13 protein-coding genes are annotated in these 15,078 nt (G+C 64.9%); 8 read left to right on the forward strand and 5 right to left on the reverse strand.

What is annotated here, in order from left to right:
- Positions 1-128: 128 nt before the first annotated feature.
- Positions 129-926, reverse strand: a complete 798-nt coding sequence (locus tag AC0NIL_RS04525; RefSeq protein ID WP_024504075.1) for a COG4705 family protein — start codon at positions 924-926, stop codon at positions 129-131.
- A 253-nt stretch (positions 927-1,179) separates the two neighbouring features.
- On the opposite strand from AC0NIL_RS04525, the gene AC0NIL_RS04530 reads away from it, so the two are divergent.
- Positions 1,180-1,815: a methyltransferase family protein gene (locus AC0NIL_RS04530; protein WP_024504074.1), complete on the forward strand. Its 636-nt coding sequence runs from the start codon at positions 1,180-1,182 to the stop codon at positions 1,813-1,815.
- 10 nt (positions 1,816-1,825) lie between these two features.
- Here AC0NIL_RS04530 and AC0NIL_RS04535 read toward each other — a convergent pair whose 3' ends face one another.
- Entirely contained in the window at positions 1,826-2,311 is a 486-nt protein-coding gene (locus AC0NIL_RS04535; RefSeq protein WP_027162851.1) for a hypothetical protein, read from the reverse strand.
- 220 nt (positions 2,312-2,531) lie between these two features.
- Here AC0NIL_RS04535 and AC0NIL_RS04540 point away from each other — a divergent pair, with 220 nt between their 5' ends.
- Together AC0NIL_RS04540 and AC0NIL_RS04545 are read left to right on the forward strand one after the other, a co-directional pair.
- On the forward strand, positions 2,532-2,897 hold the full coding sequence (locus AC0NIL_RS04540) for a RidA family protein (protein WP_063169591.1): 366 nt from the start codon (positions 2,532-2,534) through the stop codon (positions 2,895-2,897).
- A 26-nt stretch (positions 2,898-2,923) separates the two neighbouring features.
- Entirely contained in the window at positions 2,924-4,159 is a 1,236-nt protein-coding gene (locus tag AC0NIL_RS04545) for an amidohydrolase/deacetylase family metallohydrolase (RefSeq protein WP_473574054.1), read from the forward strand.
- Positions 4,160-4,391: 232 nt separating this feature from the next.
- Here the strand turns inward: AC0NIL_RS04545 and AC0NIL_RS04550 are convergent, their stop codons facing one another.
- Positions 4,392-6,179, reverse strand: coding sequence for a flavin-containing monooxygenase (locus AC0NIL_RS04550; RefSeq protein WP_473574053.1), 1,788 nt, complete (start codon positions 6,177-6,179; stop codon positions 4,392-4,394).
- Positions 6,180-6,292: 113 nt separating this feature from the next.
- The gene (locus AC0NIL_RS04555; RefSeq protein ID WP_024504069.1) at positions 6,293-7,237 is read right to left on the reverse strand and encodes a MurR/RpiR family transcriptional regulator; all 945 of its coding nucleotides are present in this window, start codon (positions 7,235-7,237) and stop codon (positions 6,293-6,295) included.
- Positions 7,238-7,574: 337 nt separating this feature from the next.
- On the opposite strand from AC0NIL_RS04555, the gene AC0NIL_RS04560 reads away from it, so the two are divergent.
- The 5 genes from AC0NIL_RS04560 to AC0NIL_RS04580 all read left to right on the forward strand — a co-directional run bounded on the left by AC0NIL_RS04560 (position 7,575) and on the right by AC0NIL_RS04580 (position 13,585).
- Entirely contained in the window at positions 7,575-8,402 is an 828-nt protein-coding gene (locus AC0NIL_RS04560; protein WP_024504068.1) for an ABC transporter ATP-binding protein, read from the forward strand.
- The gene (locus tag AC0NIL_RS04565) at positions 8,399-9,259 is read left to right on the forward strand and encodes an ABC transporter permease (RefSeq protein ID WP_013528757.1); all 861 of its coding nucleotides are present in this window, start codon (positions 8,399-8,401) and stop codon (positions 9,257-9,259) included. The genes AC0NIL_RS04560 and AC0NIL_RS04565 overlap by 4 nt, the downstream gene beginning before the upstream one ends.
- A 70-nt stretch (positions 9,260-9,329) precedes the next feature.
- Complete coding sequence (locus AC0NIL_RS04570) at positions 9,330-10,493, forward strand: ABC transporter substrate-binding protein (protein WP_013528758.1); 1,164 nt, start codon at positions 9,330-9,332, stop codon at positions 10,491-10,493.
- 352 nt (positions 10,494-10,845) lie between these two features.
- Entirely contained in the window at positions 10,846-11,937 is a 1,092-nt protein-coding gene (locus AC0NIL_RS04575; RefSeq protein ID WP_063173405.1) for a Gfo/Idh/MocA family protein, read from the forward strand.
- 205 nt (positions 11,938-12,142) lie between these two features.
- On the forward strand, positions 12,143-13,585 hold the full coding sequence (locus AC0NIL_RS04580; RefSeq protein WP_473573849.1) for an amidase: 1,443 nt from the start codon (positions 12,143-12,145) through the stop codon (positions 13,583-13,585).
- 219 nt (positions 13,586-13,804) lie between these two features.
- On the opposite strand, the gene AC0NIL_RS04585 is transcribed toward AC0NIL_RS04580, so the two are convergent.
- Positions 13,805-15,043, reverse strand: a complete 1,239-nt coding sequence (locus tag AC0NIL_RS04585) for a M24 family metallopeptidase (RefSeq protein WP_473573848.1) — start codon at positions 15,041-15,043, stop codon at positions 13,805-13,807.
- Positions 15,044-15,078: the final 35 nt, after the last annotated feature.

Raw genomic sequence — 15,078 nt, forward strand, 5'->3', positions numbered from 1 at the left:
CTATCACCGGCACGGGCTTGTTCCTAGGATGTCACGAAGGCGCAGGGATGGTGGCGCTAGAACGTTCACGATTGGCCGAAGCGGTGGGGTTTTCGGCAATTGTCAATGCTAGCGCATCCGCCCTGCACCTAGTCCAGGTCCAGCAACAGTTCATCGGCTTCGTCGGTTGTCCCCTTCAGGGTCATGTGCAGGACGAGCGCAATGATACAGCCGAGGAAGAGCAGGCTGGTGAAGATGGTGCCGAAGCCCAGGCCGCCATGCCTGGCCGATCGCGACAGCAGGTCACCGAAGGAGGCGCCGAGCGGCCGCGTCAGGATATAGGCGAGCCAGAAGGCCAGGATGCCGTCGAGATTGAGCAGCCAGTAGGCCAGCACGATGAGCGCGATGGCGCCGCCGAACAGCAGGCCTGTGGTGAGGTAGCCCATGTCGAAGCTTTCGGCGACGAGATCGCCGGCGGCGGTGCCGAGCGCGAAGGTCAAGAGGATCGCCAGCCAGTAGAAGATTTCGCGCCTGGTGGTGAAGATGGTGTGGATCGACAGCGTCCGTTCGCTGGCGTACCAGACCGCGAATGTCGCGGCGAGCGCAACCGAGAAGGCGATGGTCGTGGTCTGCAGGCGCACGCCGAAAGTGTCGACGAGATTGTCCGTCACCAGGGTGCCGACGATGCTGATCAGCACCACCGCCAGCCAGTAGGCCCACGGCACGTAACGCTTCTGCGCAAACTGCAGGACGAGGGCAGCGATCAGGATGCCGGTCATGATCAGCGAGGTGACGGTCAGCCCAAGCCCGATCGTGTCGGCAAGATAATCCGCCGCGGTCTCGCCGGTGGTGACCGCCATCAACTTGATCACCCAGAAATCGAGAGTGACGTCGGGAACCCTGTTGTGGCTCGGTGGGGCGGGTTGTTGCCTGTTGGGCGCGAGCATGGCTGAAGTCCTGAGGTCGACGGTTGCGGCGGCGGCGGCGGCGGCGGTGGCGGTGGCGATCCCCGCAGCGTAAGCAAACGAGTTCACGCCGGCCTGTCCGGCGGCATACAAATTCGTAAGAATGGTCGTGGGCCGCGCAAAGGTCCTTTACGAATGCCCGGCGCTGCGCCGATAGAGGGCGTGCGCCTTTCATCCGCCATCAATGTCATGCCCATTGCTCACGGGCACTCGTCAGTGCCCCAGGAAACACCAAATGACCTACGCTACCCTCAAGCCGGTTTCCCAGGCCTTCGACCAGCGCAAGCGCCTGATCTTCGTGCGAGTTGCGGCGGCGCTGGCGGTGTTGCTGCTGTTTCTCACCAAGCCGGGGCTGAGCGAGGGCTCCGACGGGCACGAAACGATCGAATTCTTCGGCTTTTGCCTGGTGCTCGTCTGTGTCGTCGGGCGGCTGTGGAGCATTCTCTATGTCGGCGGCAAGAAGAACGAGGAACTGGTCTCGACGGGACCGTTCTCGACCACGCAGAACCCGCTCTATTTCTTCTCGACGGTCGGCGCGGTCGGCATTGGATTGCTCTACGGCTCGCTGATGGCGGCCGTGGCGCTGGGCCTTGCCAGCTTTTTCATCTTTCGCGTCACGGCGCGCAAGGAAGCCGAATTTCTGCTCGGCAAGTTCGGCCCAGCCTATCTTGCCTACACCAAGAGCACGCCCCGGTTCTGGCCAAACCCGCTGCTCTACCGCGACGATGACGAACTGCAGTTCTCGACGCGGGCTTTGAAGCGCACGTTTTTCGACGGGCTCTATTTCCTCGCCATCTTCCCGGCCATCGAACTGGTCGAGCATTTCCGGGCGACCGGCATGCTGTTTCCGGCCTTCGTCACGCTCTACTGATCAGCTGGCTCTAGCTGCCGAGCGGATGCGGCATATAGCCGACGAAGCCTGATATCTTCCAGCTTCCGCCGACCTTGCTGCAGAAATACAGCGTCTGCCATTTCAGCCGGTCGACGCTGCCGTCCGCCTTGGCGACCGAGCCGTCGAACTTCTTGTGCAGCACGGCGCGGTCGCCGTCGACGTCGATGTCTCGCATGTTGGTGACGCGAAACAGCGCCTCGCGCAGCGGCTCGGCGAATTTGGTCGCCGCCGTCTCTTTGGCCTGGCGCAGCCATTCGTCGCGATAGACTTCGAGCCTTGGAAACTGCAGCCGCCAGGCGTCGGCGTTGTGCAGGAAATGCGCATGCATGCCGAAGAAACTCTCGGCGACGAAATCGTCCTCGACCATGGCCCAGTCTTGGCCGATGAAGGCGTCGATGTCGCGCCGCACCAGCATTTCCCAGAGCGCGTGGCGATCGGCATCGCCTGATGGAAACGGGTTCTTGTCGTAGGTCATTGCTGCTGTCTCCGCTCTGGCAAATCCGTCTATGCGGTGCGGCTTCCAAGCCGCCCGTCAGCGCGTACGATGCAAGGGCTCTTGTAATAAAGCAACGCAGATTTCCAAGAATGTTGCTTTCCAACAAGGCCCCTATGAGGATCGGCCGGATCGGCGTAAATGTCGATCGAAGCGGGCGCTGCAATGGCACCCCGTCCTGTCATCAGAGGAGGCTTGTCCCTTGCCGAAACAGTGTTTTGGAACGTCGCATGTGCCGTTGTCGCCCGCCGTGCGGGCAGGCGATCTCGTCTATGTCTCGGGCCAGGTTCCCGTCGGCAGCGACGGCATCGTGGTCAAGGGCGGCATATCGGAACAGACCGAGCAGGTGCTCGCCAACGTCAAGGCCGCGCTGGCGCTGGCCGGCTGCACCATGGACGATGTGGTGAAGACCACCGTGTGGCTGGAAGACGCGCGCGATTTCGGCGCCTTCAACGCGGTCTATGCCAGGCACTTTCCGAAGAACCCGCCGGCCCGCACCACGGTCGAATCGCGGCTGATGATCGATATCAAGATCGAGGTCGAGGCGGTCGCCTATCGGCCTCTGTAAGCAAAGCAACGAGCGGAGGTTACTCCATGCAATTCGACCTCCTGCTGAAGGGCGGACGGCTGATCGATCCGGCCGCTGGCCTCGACGCGCTGCGCGATGTCGCCATCGCCAATGGCCGCGTTGCCGCGGTCGACGCCGATATCCCGGCGGACAGCGCCGCGCAGATCGTCGATGCCGGCGGCTGCATCGTCACGCCGGGCCTGGTCGACCTGCACAGCCACGTCTATTGGGGCGGCACGTCGCTTGGCGTCGATGCCGACCGGCTGGCCGCCAAGAGCGGCACCACCACCTTCATCGATGCCGGCAGTGCGGGCGCCGGCAATTTCCTCGGCTTCCGCCGCCATGTCATGGAGCGCTCGAAGGTTCGCATCCTGGCCTATGTCAACATTTCCTTTGCCGGCATTTTCGGCTTCTCGCAGACGGTGTCGGTCGGCGAGTGCAGCGATCTCAGGCTCTGCGAACCGCGCGAGGTTGTGGCTGCGGTGCGCGAGCACCGCGATGTCGTGGTCGGCGTAAAGGTTCGCTCGGGCAAGCATGCCGGCGGCACCAGCGGCATCGCGCCGGTGGATCTGGCGCTGGAGGCCGCCGACCAGGCCGGCCTGCCGCTGATGGCGCATATCGACGAACCGCCGCCCGGCCGCTCGGAAGTGCTGCCGCGCCTGCGCAAGGGCGACATTCTCACCCATTGCTTCCGGCCTTTCCCGAATGCGCCGGTGTTCGCTTCCGGCGCGGTGCGGCCCGACATGCGGCTGGCGCGCGAGCGCGGCGTCATCTTCGACATCGGCCACGGCATGGGCTCGTTCGATTTCGCCGTCGCCCGCGCCATGCTCGAAGAAGGGCTGGCGCCCGACGTGATCTCGAGCGACGTGCATCTCTACTGCGTCGACGGTCCCGCCTTCGACATCCTCGTCTGCATGTCGAAGCTCCTGGCGCTCGGCATGCCGCTGGTCGAGGTCCTGCGCGCCGCCACGCAAGCGCCGGCGCAGGCGATCGCGCGGCCTGACTTGGGCACACTGGCCATCGGCACGGTCGGCGACGTCGCCGTGCTCCGTCAGCGCCCGGGCCGCTTCACCTTCGTCGACGCGGTCGGCGCGTCATTGGTCGCTGATCAGAGACTGGTGTGCGAAGGCATCGTTATCGGCGGCACCTGGTGGCCGAACGATGCGGTCAACGATGTCAGCGAGACTGAGCGGTTTGTGGCGCATGCCGCGCATACCCATGTCGAGGTTGCGGCGAGGCACTTTGGGCATCGGCACGACTAGCTGATCTCGCCAGCTTGTGCCTGTCTTGGGACTGTGCGCTTGGCGAATGGCTTCCCCCACTCCGTCGCCGCTTCGCGGCGCCACCTCTCCCCCCTCCGGAGGGAGAGGAAGGGAGCCAAGGGCGGTGAACTCGCGCCTTTCCTCTCCCTCGCCGATCTGTGTGGCGCCCTTCCTCTACCCCGTCGATCGGGGGAGAGGTGGCGAGCGAAGCTCGACGGAGTGGGGGTCGACTTTACCCGGCGTTGCTCACCGCCCCGTAAACCGGCGTCTCAATGCCTTCCATCCGCGCCTTGATCTGCAGCGCCACATATTTCGAATAGAAGCGCGACAGCGCCAGATTGCCGCCGTGGAACCAGAGCGCTTCCTGGGCGGTCGGCTTCCACATATTGCGCAGCTCGCCTTGCCAGGGGCCGGGGTCGCCCTTGACGCCCGAGCCAAGACCCCAGCACGGGCCGACCTTGTCGGCGACTTCGCGCGAGACGATCGCGGCGACATTCTCGTTCATCGACTGATAGCCGGTGCAGGCGATGATGGCGTCGGCGGCCAGTTCGGTTCCGTCCTCGAACAGGATGCCGCTCGGGGTCAGCGACTTGATGGCGACGCCGCTGCGGATGCCGATCTTGCCGTCGATGATCAGGTCGGAGGCGCCGACATCGATGTAGTAGCCGGAGCCGGTGCGGTAGGCCTTCATCAGAAGGCCGGTCTCGTCGTCGCCGAAATCGATGGCGAAGCCGGCGGCGCGCAGGCGGTCGTAGAAGGCCGCGTCGCGCGCCTTGATCACCTCGTAAAGCGCCCGCTGGCCCTTGGGCACCAGCGCGAACGGCGTCGAGGCGACGATCATGTCGGCCTTCTCGGTGGTGATGCCGCGCGCCAGTGCGTCTTCCGAGAAGATCTCGAAGCCCACTTCCATCAGCGTGTCCGACTTGACCACTGTCGTCGGCGAACGCTGGATCATGGTGACCTCGGCGCCGCTCTCCCAGAGGTCGACGCAGACATCGTGGCCGGAGCTTGCAGCGCCAATGACGGCGACTTTCCTGCCGCGGAATTTGTCGCCGCTGGCATACTGGCTGGAGTGCAGCAACTCGCCCTTGAACCGGCCGGCACCCGGCAGATCGATCCGCCGTGGCGGGCCGTAGGCGCCGGTGGCGAAGACGATGTGCTTGGGCTTCAGCGTGATCTGCCGGCCGACGCGGTCGACGACCACGGTCCAGACTTTTTCGGCCTCGTCATAGCTGGCGCTGAGGCATTTGGTGGCGACCCAGTAGTTGAGCTCCATGACGCGCGTATACATTTCCAGCCAGTCGCCCATCTTGTCCTTGGGCGTGAACACCGGCCAGTTTTCGGGGAAGGGAATGTAGGGCAGATGGTCGTACCAGACCGGATCGTGCAGCACGAGCGTGCGGTAGCGGTTGCGCCAGGAGTCACCCGGCCTGGCATTCTTCTCGATGACGATGGCCGGCACGCCGAGCTGGCGCAGTCGCGCCCCCAGCATGATGCCGCCCTGGCCGCCGCCGATGACCAGGCAGTAGGGCTGTTCATCAGTGCCGAGTTCGCGTGTCTCGCGCGCCCGCGCCTCCGACCAGGTCACGCGCTGGGGATCGGCCTTGTGGCGCACGCCGAGCGGCCGCGCCGCGCCCTTGCGCTCCTCGAAGCCCTTGAGGTCGGCCATGGCCGTGAACAATGTCCGGCAGCGGCCGTCGCGCAGCCGCATGATGCCCTCCCCCCTGGCCACCACGGTTTCGAAGCTGAACCAGGCCTCGATGGTGCCGTCGTCCGAGGTCGCCTCGCCGGTCAGCCGCCACGCGCTCGGCTTGGCCGTCGCCAGCGTCGTCGCCAGCATGTCGGCGATCGCCGCGCGGCCTTCCATGGTCGTGATGTTCCAGGTGAAGGTCAGGAGATCGCGCCAGTAGCAATCGTCGACGAACAGGTTGCTCGCCGCCGCAGCGTCGCCGGCTGCGAGCGCCTGCGCCAGGGATTCGAGCCATGCGGCTGCCTGTTTCGATGGTGCTATTTCGAGCATTTCTTTCCTCTTCCTGCGTGCGTCTAATCTGTGTTGGAATGGCAACTGTCGAACTCGGCGCTGCCCCTCATCCGCCTGCCGGCACCTTCTCCCCGTCAACGGGGAGAAGGGAGCTAGTCTCCGAGCGGCTCCATCTCCTTGCCGGTGCGGTGGATCTGGGCGTTGTATTTGATGCGGCGCACCGTCTCGCGGGCCGAGCCGTCGAGCTTGTAGGCGGAGGCCACCGCCAGCAGGTCGATCGCCGCCAGGAAGGCGAAGCGCGAGGCCGTCGGCTTCAGCGTGTCGGGATATTCCGGGACCGCCACCGTCAACCTGACGTCGCAGGTGCGGGCGAGCTCGGTGTCGGGCGCGGTCACGGCGATCGCATTGGCGCGGTAATGCTTGGCGAGCTCGACGGCCTCGATCACCTCGCGGGTGCGTCCCGTCGCCGAAATGGCGATCACCAGATCGCCGGGCTTGAGCGTCGAGGCGGTCATGCGCATCAGATAGGGATCGCACTGGGCGCTGACCGTGATGCCGTAGCGGAACAGCCGGTATTGGGTTTCCTGCGCCAGCGCCGAGGAGCTGCCGCCGAGGCCGAAGACCGTGACCTGGCGCGCCTTGGCGATCAGCTCGGCGGCTTTCTGCAGCTGCGCAGGGTCGAGCTGCCGCTCGGCCTCCTGCAGCGCCCGGCGCGCCTCGCCGAACACGGCATTCCAGAACGGCATGCCATTGTCATTGCTGACGGAAGGCGACTTGGCCAGGTAGAGCGCGCCGACGACGAGGCTCTGCGCCAGCTTCAGCTTGAAATCGCGCACGCCCTCGCAGCCGATGGCGCGGCAGAACCGGGTCACCGTCGGTTCGCTGACCCCGGCGCGCTGGGCAAGGGCGGCGTTGGAGGCGTCGACGGCATATTTGACGTCGTCGAGAACGACATCGGCGACACGCCGTTCGGCCGGGCGCAATTCGCTGTAGGAATCCTTGACCAGCGAGATGATGTCGGGGATGCGCCGGACAGGATCGCGCCCCTCGGTATCGGGGCCTGGAACAGGCTCGTCCTGGCTGCCAGCGTCGGTCATGGGGTCCTGGTCTTTCCCTGGGTTGCGAGGCTGTCGTCTTAGCATGTTTGCACGCCCTGGCTCCACGTGCCCGACCGGATCGCAACCGCAGCGTGTCGTTGGGGAAAGCTCACCTTCCTCCGTTCCTCTCCGGTCCGTGTCAGTTCCGAAGTATGTAGGAAAGCAACATGCATTTCAAGGCCGTAAAACCGACGGTAAAACAAGACGATAGGTATACTAATCGATTTTCGTGATACGGCCGCTATCGTCGGTGCTTGACAGGAAAGTAGGATAGTTACAGACTGATTTTCGCTGGGGATGAGCCAATGGATCATCGCGCAATCTTCCCGGGGGGCAGATGAACACGGGCGATGCAAAAAAGCCGAAGCTTGGCGTGCAGGCAGCCACCAAGATCTATCACACGGCCTCCGGCGACCTGCTGGCGCTGGACCGCTGCAGCCTCGATGTCAGCGTCAATGAAATCGTCTCGATCGTCGGCCCTTCCGGCTGCGGCAAGACCACGCTTTTGTGGTCGATGTCGGGCCTGCACAGCCTGACCAGCGGCGAGATCCGGCTCGACGGCAAGGCCATCACCGGTCCGCATCCCGATATCGGCATCGTCTTCCAGGAGGCGAACCTCCTGCCGTGGCGCAACCTCGACGCCAACATCCGCTTCCCCTTCGAGATCAAGGGCGAGAAGCCGGACCGGGCGTGGATCGCGCATCTACTCAACCGGGTCGGGCTCGATGGCTTCGGCGGCAAGTTTCCGCGCGAGCTGTCGGGCGGCATGCAGCAGCGCGCGGCGATCGTGCGGGCGCTGGCGCTAAAGCCCTCGGTGCTTTTGATGGACGAGCCGTTCGGCGCGCTCGACAGTTTCACCCGCGAGGAGATGAACCGGCTGGTCGAGGAGATCTGGCTCGACACCAAGACAACCATCGTCTTCATCACCCACTCGATTGAGGAAGCGATTTTTCTCTCGGACCGGGTGGTGGTGCTGAGCGCCCGGCCTGGCCGCGTCGCCAAGGAATACCGCGTGCCGTTCCCACGGCCGCGTTCGCTGGAGATCATGGCGACGAAGGAGGTCTTCGACCTCACCAACCGGATCAAGATGGACATTGTCGGCGAACGCACGCGGCCAAAAGCGCCGGAGCGCCCGAGCGCCGAAATCGTGAGGATCAGGCCGTGAGCGGGGGCGATGCCATTCCGGAATTCTCAAAGTCCAAGTCGGGCGCCAAGGCGGGCGACGGCCATGAGGTCAGCCTGACCAACCTTTCCGCCTTCGCCAGCGGCCCCGGCATCAAGTCGGGCAAGGAGGTGGCGGCCATTCTTGCCGTGGCGGTGATCATCATCGGCGGCATCGAACTGGCGCTGCGGCTGTTCCACGTGCCGCTCTATATCATGCCGCCGCCGAGCTCGATCGCCTATGCGCTGTTCGACGAGTTTCCGCTGATCGCGCCGCATCTCGGCTACACGCTGGTCGAGCTGGTGTCCGGCTTCACCATCGGCGCCATCATCGGCCTGGTGCTGGCCGCCGTCATCACCCAATTCCCGTTCGCAGAGAAGATCGTCGCGCCTTACATCCTGCTTCTGGTCACCACGCCGATGCTGGCGCTGGTGCCGCTTCTGATCCTGCGCTTCGGCTTCGGCTACACGCCGCGCATCATCGCGGTGGCGCTGGCCGCCGGGCCGATGGTAATGATCAATGCGGCGACAGGCTTTCGCCGCGTCGACAGCGCCAAGATCGCGCTGGCGCGTTCCTATGGCGCCAGCACCCTGCAGATCTTCTGGAAAATCCGCGCGCCGATGGCGCTGCCGATGATCCTGGTCGGGCTGATGATCGGCGCCATTTTCGGCCTGCTGACCGCGGTCGGCGCGGAAATGGTCGGCGGCGGTTTCGGCCTCGGCAACCGGCTGACCACCTATTCGTCGATGATCCAGATGCCGCAGTTCTTCGCAGTGGTGCTGATCCTGTCGACGCTCGGCATCCTGATCTACGTGCTGTTTTTCCTGATCGGCAAGAAATGGGCGAGCTGGGAGGCTTGAACACAGGGATATGACGGCGCCCGGGAGGCGGGCGGCAAGAGACTGACATCAAACAAAAAAGGGGAATGCCATGACCAAAGAGAACTCGATCAACCCGGCGGGGATCAGCCGCCGCTACTTCCTGCAGGTCACCGGCGCCGGGCTGGTGACGGCGACGGCGCTTGGCGCCACCGGCCTGAAGGCCAGGGCCGAACCCTACGGAAAATTCACCTGGATCTCGCCGCGCGGCACGCTCGAAGTGCTCGACGATTATCCCTACTGGGCGGCCAAGAAGGCCGGCTATTTCGACGGGTTGGACACCGACATGCAGCCGGGACCATCGGACGGCACCGCGACGGTGAAGTTCGTCGATGTCGGCCAGGCCGATATGGGCTTCCCGTCGCCCGGCGTGTTCTCCTTCGCCATCCAGAACGGCATGAAGCTGAAGTCGGTGTTCCATATGGGCGCGCGCGACACATTCAGCATCGCCTTCCGCAAGGGCGAGGGATCGAACGACCTGAAGAAGCTGGAAGGCAAGACCATCCTGCTCGGCTCCGCCGCCTGGCAGTCGATCACCGACCCGCTGCTGGCCGCGCAGGGCGTCGACATCAAGAAGGTGAAATATGTCGAGGCCGGCTGGCCGACCTGGGGAACGGCGCTGGCCGGCGGCCAGGGCGACGCCGCCCTGTCGTGGGAAGGGCTGCGCGCCGAATGGATCGCCAAGGGGCTCGACTTCGAATACTGGCTCGGCGTGCAGAATTCGAAGCTGCCGGCCAACACCTTCGTCGTGCGTGCCGCCGATCTTGAGGATCCCGACCGCAAGGCGTTTTTGGAAAAGTACCTGCGCGGCTGGGCGATGGGCCTCGAATTCGGCTACCAGAATCCACGCGCGGCGGTCGAAGCGGTGTTCGAGCAGTTCCCGACGCTGGCCAAGAATCTCGGGCCGGAGCTCGGCACCACCTCGATCCTGCAGCAGATCAACGTTTTCCGCGGCGACATGGACAAGCGCGGCGGCTGGGGCTCGCACGACATGGCGAGCTGGCAGGGCTTCTTCGACGAAATCCACAAGATCGGCCAGATCACCGCCCCGGTGAAGGCCGAGGATGTCTGCACCAACGATCTGATCGGCCCGGCCAATGATTTCGACAAGGCCAAGGTCAAGGCCGATGCCGACGGCGTCAAGCTGTCGGAAGGTTTTGCCGCGCTCGATGTCGAGAAGATCAAGGCGCATCTGTTCGATTCGGCGGTGAAGTAGGGCTGCGCAACGGGTCATGTCGGCGCCGCCCTCCATTACCCTGCCTTGGCTCCTTTCCTCTCCCTCCGGAGGGGGGAGAGGTGGCGCCGCGAAGCGGCGACGGAGTGGGGAAGGCGTTCGTCAAACGCGCAGTCGCCGCAAAACAGGCACTGACGAGCAAGAGACCTCAGGCGCGCGGCGAGGGTCGACCCCACTCCGTCGAGCTTCGCTCGACACCTCTCCCCGGTCGACGGGGGAGAGGAAAGGGCCGGGCAATGAGCGGCGGCGCTGACCTGAGGTGATTGTCTCGAATAGACATACGAGCGGCAACCGATCGCCGCGCACAATTCAATCAAAACCTGGGAGATATTCGGTGTCCGACAAGGTGAAAGTGCTGGTGGTGGGTCTCGGCAATATGGGTGCGTCGCATGCGAGCGCCTATCACCGGCTCGACGGTTTCGAGATTGTCGGCATCATGAGCCGGTCGATCAAGAGCAACACGAAGATTCCGGAAGAATTAGCCGGCTACCCACTCTACGAGGATTTCGACCAGGCGCTGAAGGAAACAAAACCGGACGCCGTCTCGATCAACAGCTGGCCGAACACCCACGCTGAATACGCGCTGAAGGCAATCGCCGCCAACTGCCATGTGTTCATGGAAAAGCCGCTCGCCACCAACAACGAGGATGCCGAGAAGGTGGTCGCGGCGGCGCGGGCCAAGAACCGCAAGCTGGTGCTCGGCTATATTCTGCGCGTGCATCCGTCGTGGATCAAGTTCATCGAGGTCGGCAAGACGCTCGGCAAGCCGCTGGTGATGCGGCTCAACCTCAACCAGCAGAGCAGCGGCAGCGCCTGGCACTGGCACAAGAACCTGATCGATTCGCTGATCCCGATCGTCGATTGCGGCGTCCACTATGTCGACGTCATGTGCCAGCTGACCGGCGCCAAGCCGGTGCGCGTGCACGGCATCGGCGCCAAGCTCTGGGCGGAAGCCGACAAGCAGAATTACGGCCATCTGCACGTCACCTTCGATGACGGTTCGGTCGGCTGGTACGAGGCGGGCTGGGGCCCGATGATGAGCGAGACGGCCTATTTCGTGAAGGACGTCGTCGGCCCCAAGGGCGCGGTGTCGATCGTCGCCGGCCAGCAGGCAAGCAGTGTTGCCGAGCTGGCAGAGGTTTCGAATTCCGCCGACATCGACCGCCACACCAAGACCGATGCGCTGAAGATCCATTATGCCGCTGTCGACGGCGACAAGAATTTCTCCAAACCCGACGAGATCGTCAGCATGGAGGACGAACCCGGCCACCAGGAACTCTGCGATCGCGAGCAGGCCTTCTTCCTGCGCGCCATCCGCGAGGATCTCGACCTCACCGAGCAGATGGATGCGGCAGTCAACAGCCTGCGCATCGTGCTGGCCGCCGAGCAGAGCATCGCGCTGGGGCGGACCATCGACCTGGCCTGAAGTCGCGCCAGCCCCCTCATCCGGCCGCTTCGCGGCCACCTTCTCCCCGTTGGGGAGAAGAGGGTGGCGCTGGCGCTGCAAGTCTCCTCTCCCCTCGGGGAGAGGTCAGCCGAGCGAAGCGGAGGCTGGGTGAGGGGGCCGATGCCCCAATACAGTTCTCCGCAGGAGCAGCATCAACACAAGCTATCCGCCGAAGGAGAGAGATATGGCCGCCGTCACCGACAGTCTGCTGAAAACCTATGCCGAGTCCGACGCGCTGGACCTTGCGGCGCTGGTGAAGCGCGGCGACGTTACCCCGGCGGAGCTGGTGGAAGCGGCGATCACGCTGGTCGATCGGCTCAACCCGACGCTCAATGCGGTCATCCATCGCCTCTACGACATGGCGCGCGCCCAGGCGCAGACGGTCGACACATCAGCGCCCTTCGCCGGCGTGCCATTCCTGCTCAAGGAGCTGGCATCGTCCTGGACCGGGGCGCCGAACACCAACTCCTCATTCTACCTGAAAGATGTCGTCGCCGATTTCGACACCGAAGTGGTTCGCCGCATGAAGGCGGCCGGGCTGGTGCTGGTCGGCAAGTCGAACGCCCCAGAAAATGGCTGGTCGATCACCACCGAGCCAAAGCTCTACGGCGCGACGAAGAACCCGTGGAAGGAAGGCATCACGCCCGGCGGCTCCAGCGGCGGAGCGGCCGCGGCGATTGCTTCGCGCATGGTGCCGATCGCCGAAGCCAGCGATGGCGCCGGCTCGATCCGCATCCCGGCCTCCTGCTGCGGCATCGTCGGGCTGAAGCCGTCGCGCGGCCGCGTCAGCCTCGCGCCGTTCGGCGACTATTGGTATGGCGGCGCCTATTTCCTCTGCTGCTCGCGCACGGTGCGTGACACGGCGGCCTATCTCGACGCGGTCGCCGGCGCGCTGCCGGGCGACCCCTACACGCCGCCGGTTCCTGATGGCAGCTGGCTCAGCCTGTCGGCGCGGGCGCCAACGAAGCTGCGCATCGGCTTTTCCGTCACGCCGCCCAACGGCACCGCGATCGATCCGGAGGTGAAGGCGGCGGTGCTGGAGACCGTGGGGACGCTCGAGCGGCTCGGCCACCATGTCGAGGAGCATGACATGCCGCTCGACGCCAATGCTGTGTGGAAGACCTACACCAACATGACCTGCGTGCAGACGGCGGCGACCTTCGACTACCTTGAAACGGTGATGGGGCGGCCGGTGACACCGGGCGATGTCGAGGCGGTGACCTTTGCGATCATCGAGCGCGGCCGTGCGACCAGCGGCACCAGGCACATCTCCGACGTCGAGCAGCTCAGGCAGGTCGGCCGCGACATCGTCGGCGACCTTGGCGCCTACGATCTCTTCATCACCCCGACGCTGACGCAGCTGCCGCGCCCGCTCGGCTATTACGACATGTCGGAAACCGATATCGACCGCTACAACGCCAAATGGGCGGACTCGGTGTTTGCCTTCCCCTTCAACATCTCCGGCCAGCCGGCGATCTCGCTGCCGCTCGGCTGGTCGAAAGACGGCGTCCCGATCGGCGTGCAGCTGGTCGGCCGCTACGGCGACGAGGCAACGGTGCTGGCCACGTCGGCGCAGCTGGAGCAAGAGATGCCGTGGAGGGGGAGAAGGCCGGCGGTGAGTGGTTAGGTGCTTGGCAGCCCACCGCCGAGTTCCGTGGCGCCCCCCTCTGTCCTGCCGGACATCTCCCCCTCAAGGGGGGAGATTACGCGCTCAACAGCCTTCGCCAAATCATCTACACGGTAAGGTGGGCGAGACGGCGAAGCTGCCAATCTCCCCCCTTGAGGGGGAGATGTCCGGCAGGACAGAGGGGGGCGTAGAGCGCTGTCCCTGCAGTGACCCGCCTCGCTATCCAATCCTCTCCAGCCGTCGCGGCAGCCTGTTCATCGGCTTGGGCCCGTCCGGCGTGATCAGGAACTGGTCCTCGAGATTGAAGCTGGCGAGGCCGTCTATGTAGAGCGGGATCTCGAAGGCCAGCACCATGCCGGCTTCGATCACGACATCGCTGTCGGCGGCGATGAACGGCCATTGTTCGGAAAACACCGACTGGCCGACGCCATGGCCGAAATGGCCGCGGCGGTAGGTGCGCAGCCCTTGCCGCGCCAGGCTGTCGGTGGCGACGCGATGCACGTGGGCGAGCGTGGTTCCCGCAACAAGGGACGCCAGCCCGTCGTCAAAGGCCCGCTCGGCGATGGCGTGCAGTTCGGCCTGCTCGGCGGATGGCGGCCCGAAGGTGAAGTTGCGCGACATGTCGGAGGCGTAGCCGCCGACCGTGCAGACCATGTCGCACTTCAGCGGATCGCCAGGCATCGCTTTCGCATCGGCATCTTTGGCCCGAGCGCCCAGCGTCACATATTCGGCAGTTTGGACCGTATGAGACAGGCCGGACGCGGCCGTGGCGACACCTTGCCGGTAGAGGGCAATGAGATCGGCCTGGCGCATGCCGGCCATCGCATCGACCTGCAGCCGCTCCAGCCCGGCTTCCGACAGGATGATGCCTTGCTGCAGCAGGTCGATCTCGCGCGGCGACTTGATGGCCCGCAACCTGTCGAGCACGGCCGAGCCGTCGACCATCGTGCAGGCCGGCAGCAGCGCCTGCATGACCAAGAAATCGGCGGCGGGAACAAAATCGAGGTCGACGCCGACCCTTGCGCGCCCGAGCCCGAACCCGGTCAGGATCTGCTTCAGCTCGTCGACGGCACGGGCGAGTTCGAATGTCGCGGGCCGAGAAAAACCGGGCGCCCGGCCGGCAAGGCCGGCCTCGATGCGTTGCGGCAACCCTTGCCCTGACGTCGAGGCGTCCAGCGTGGCGGCTTCGATCCAGATCGGGTGGCTGCGGATAACAGCGTCCGGCAGAACCCGCTGCAGTTGTCCCGCATTGAAGTCCGCCACCACGACGCCGATCGGCAGGTCTCGGCCAGCCGGGATGACGACAAAGCCGGCGCCGGCGCGCCGGAACAATCCCGCCGGGCCGATCGAGGCTCCGGTCGCATAGTGGAAGGCCTCGGGCGCGCACAGCACCAGCGCCTCGATGCCGGCGCGGTCCATCAGTTGCGCAGCGCGCTGGCGGTCGACAAAGCCTGTCATGGGTTTCTCCACTGTCCGAAGCGGCAACGGAGCAT

This window comes from Mesorhizobium sp. WSM1343 (genome assembly GCF_055901535.1).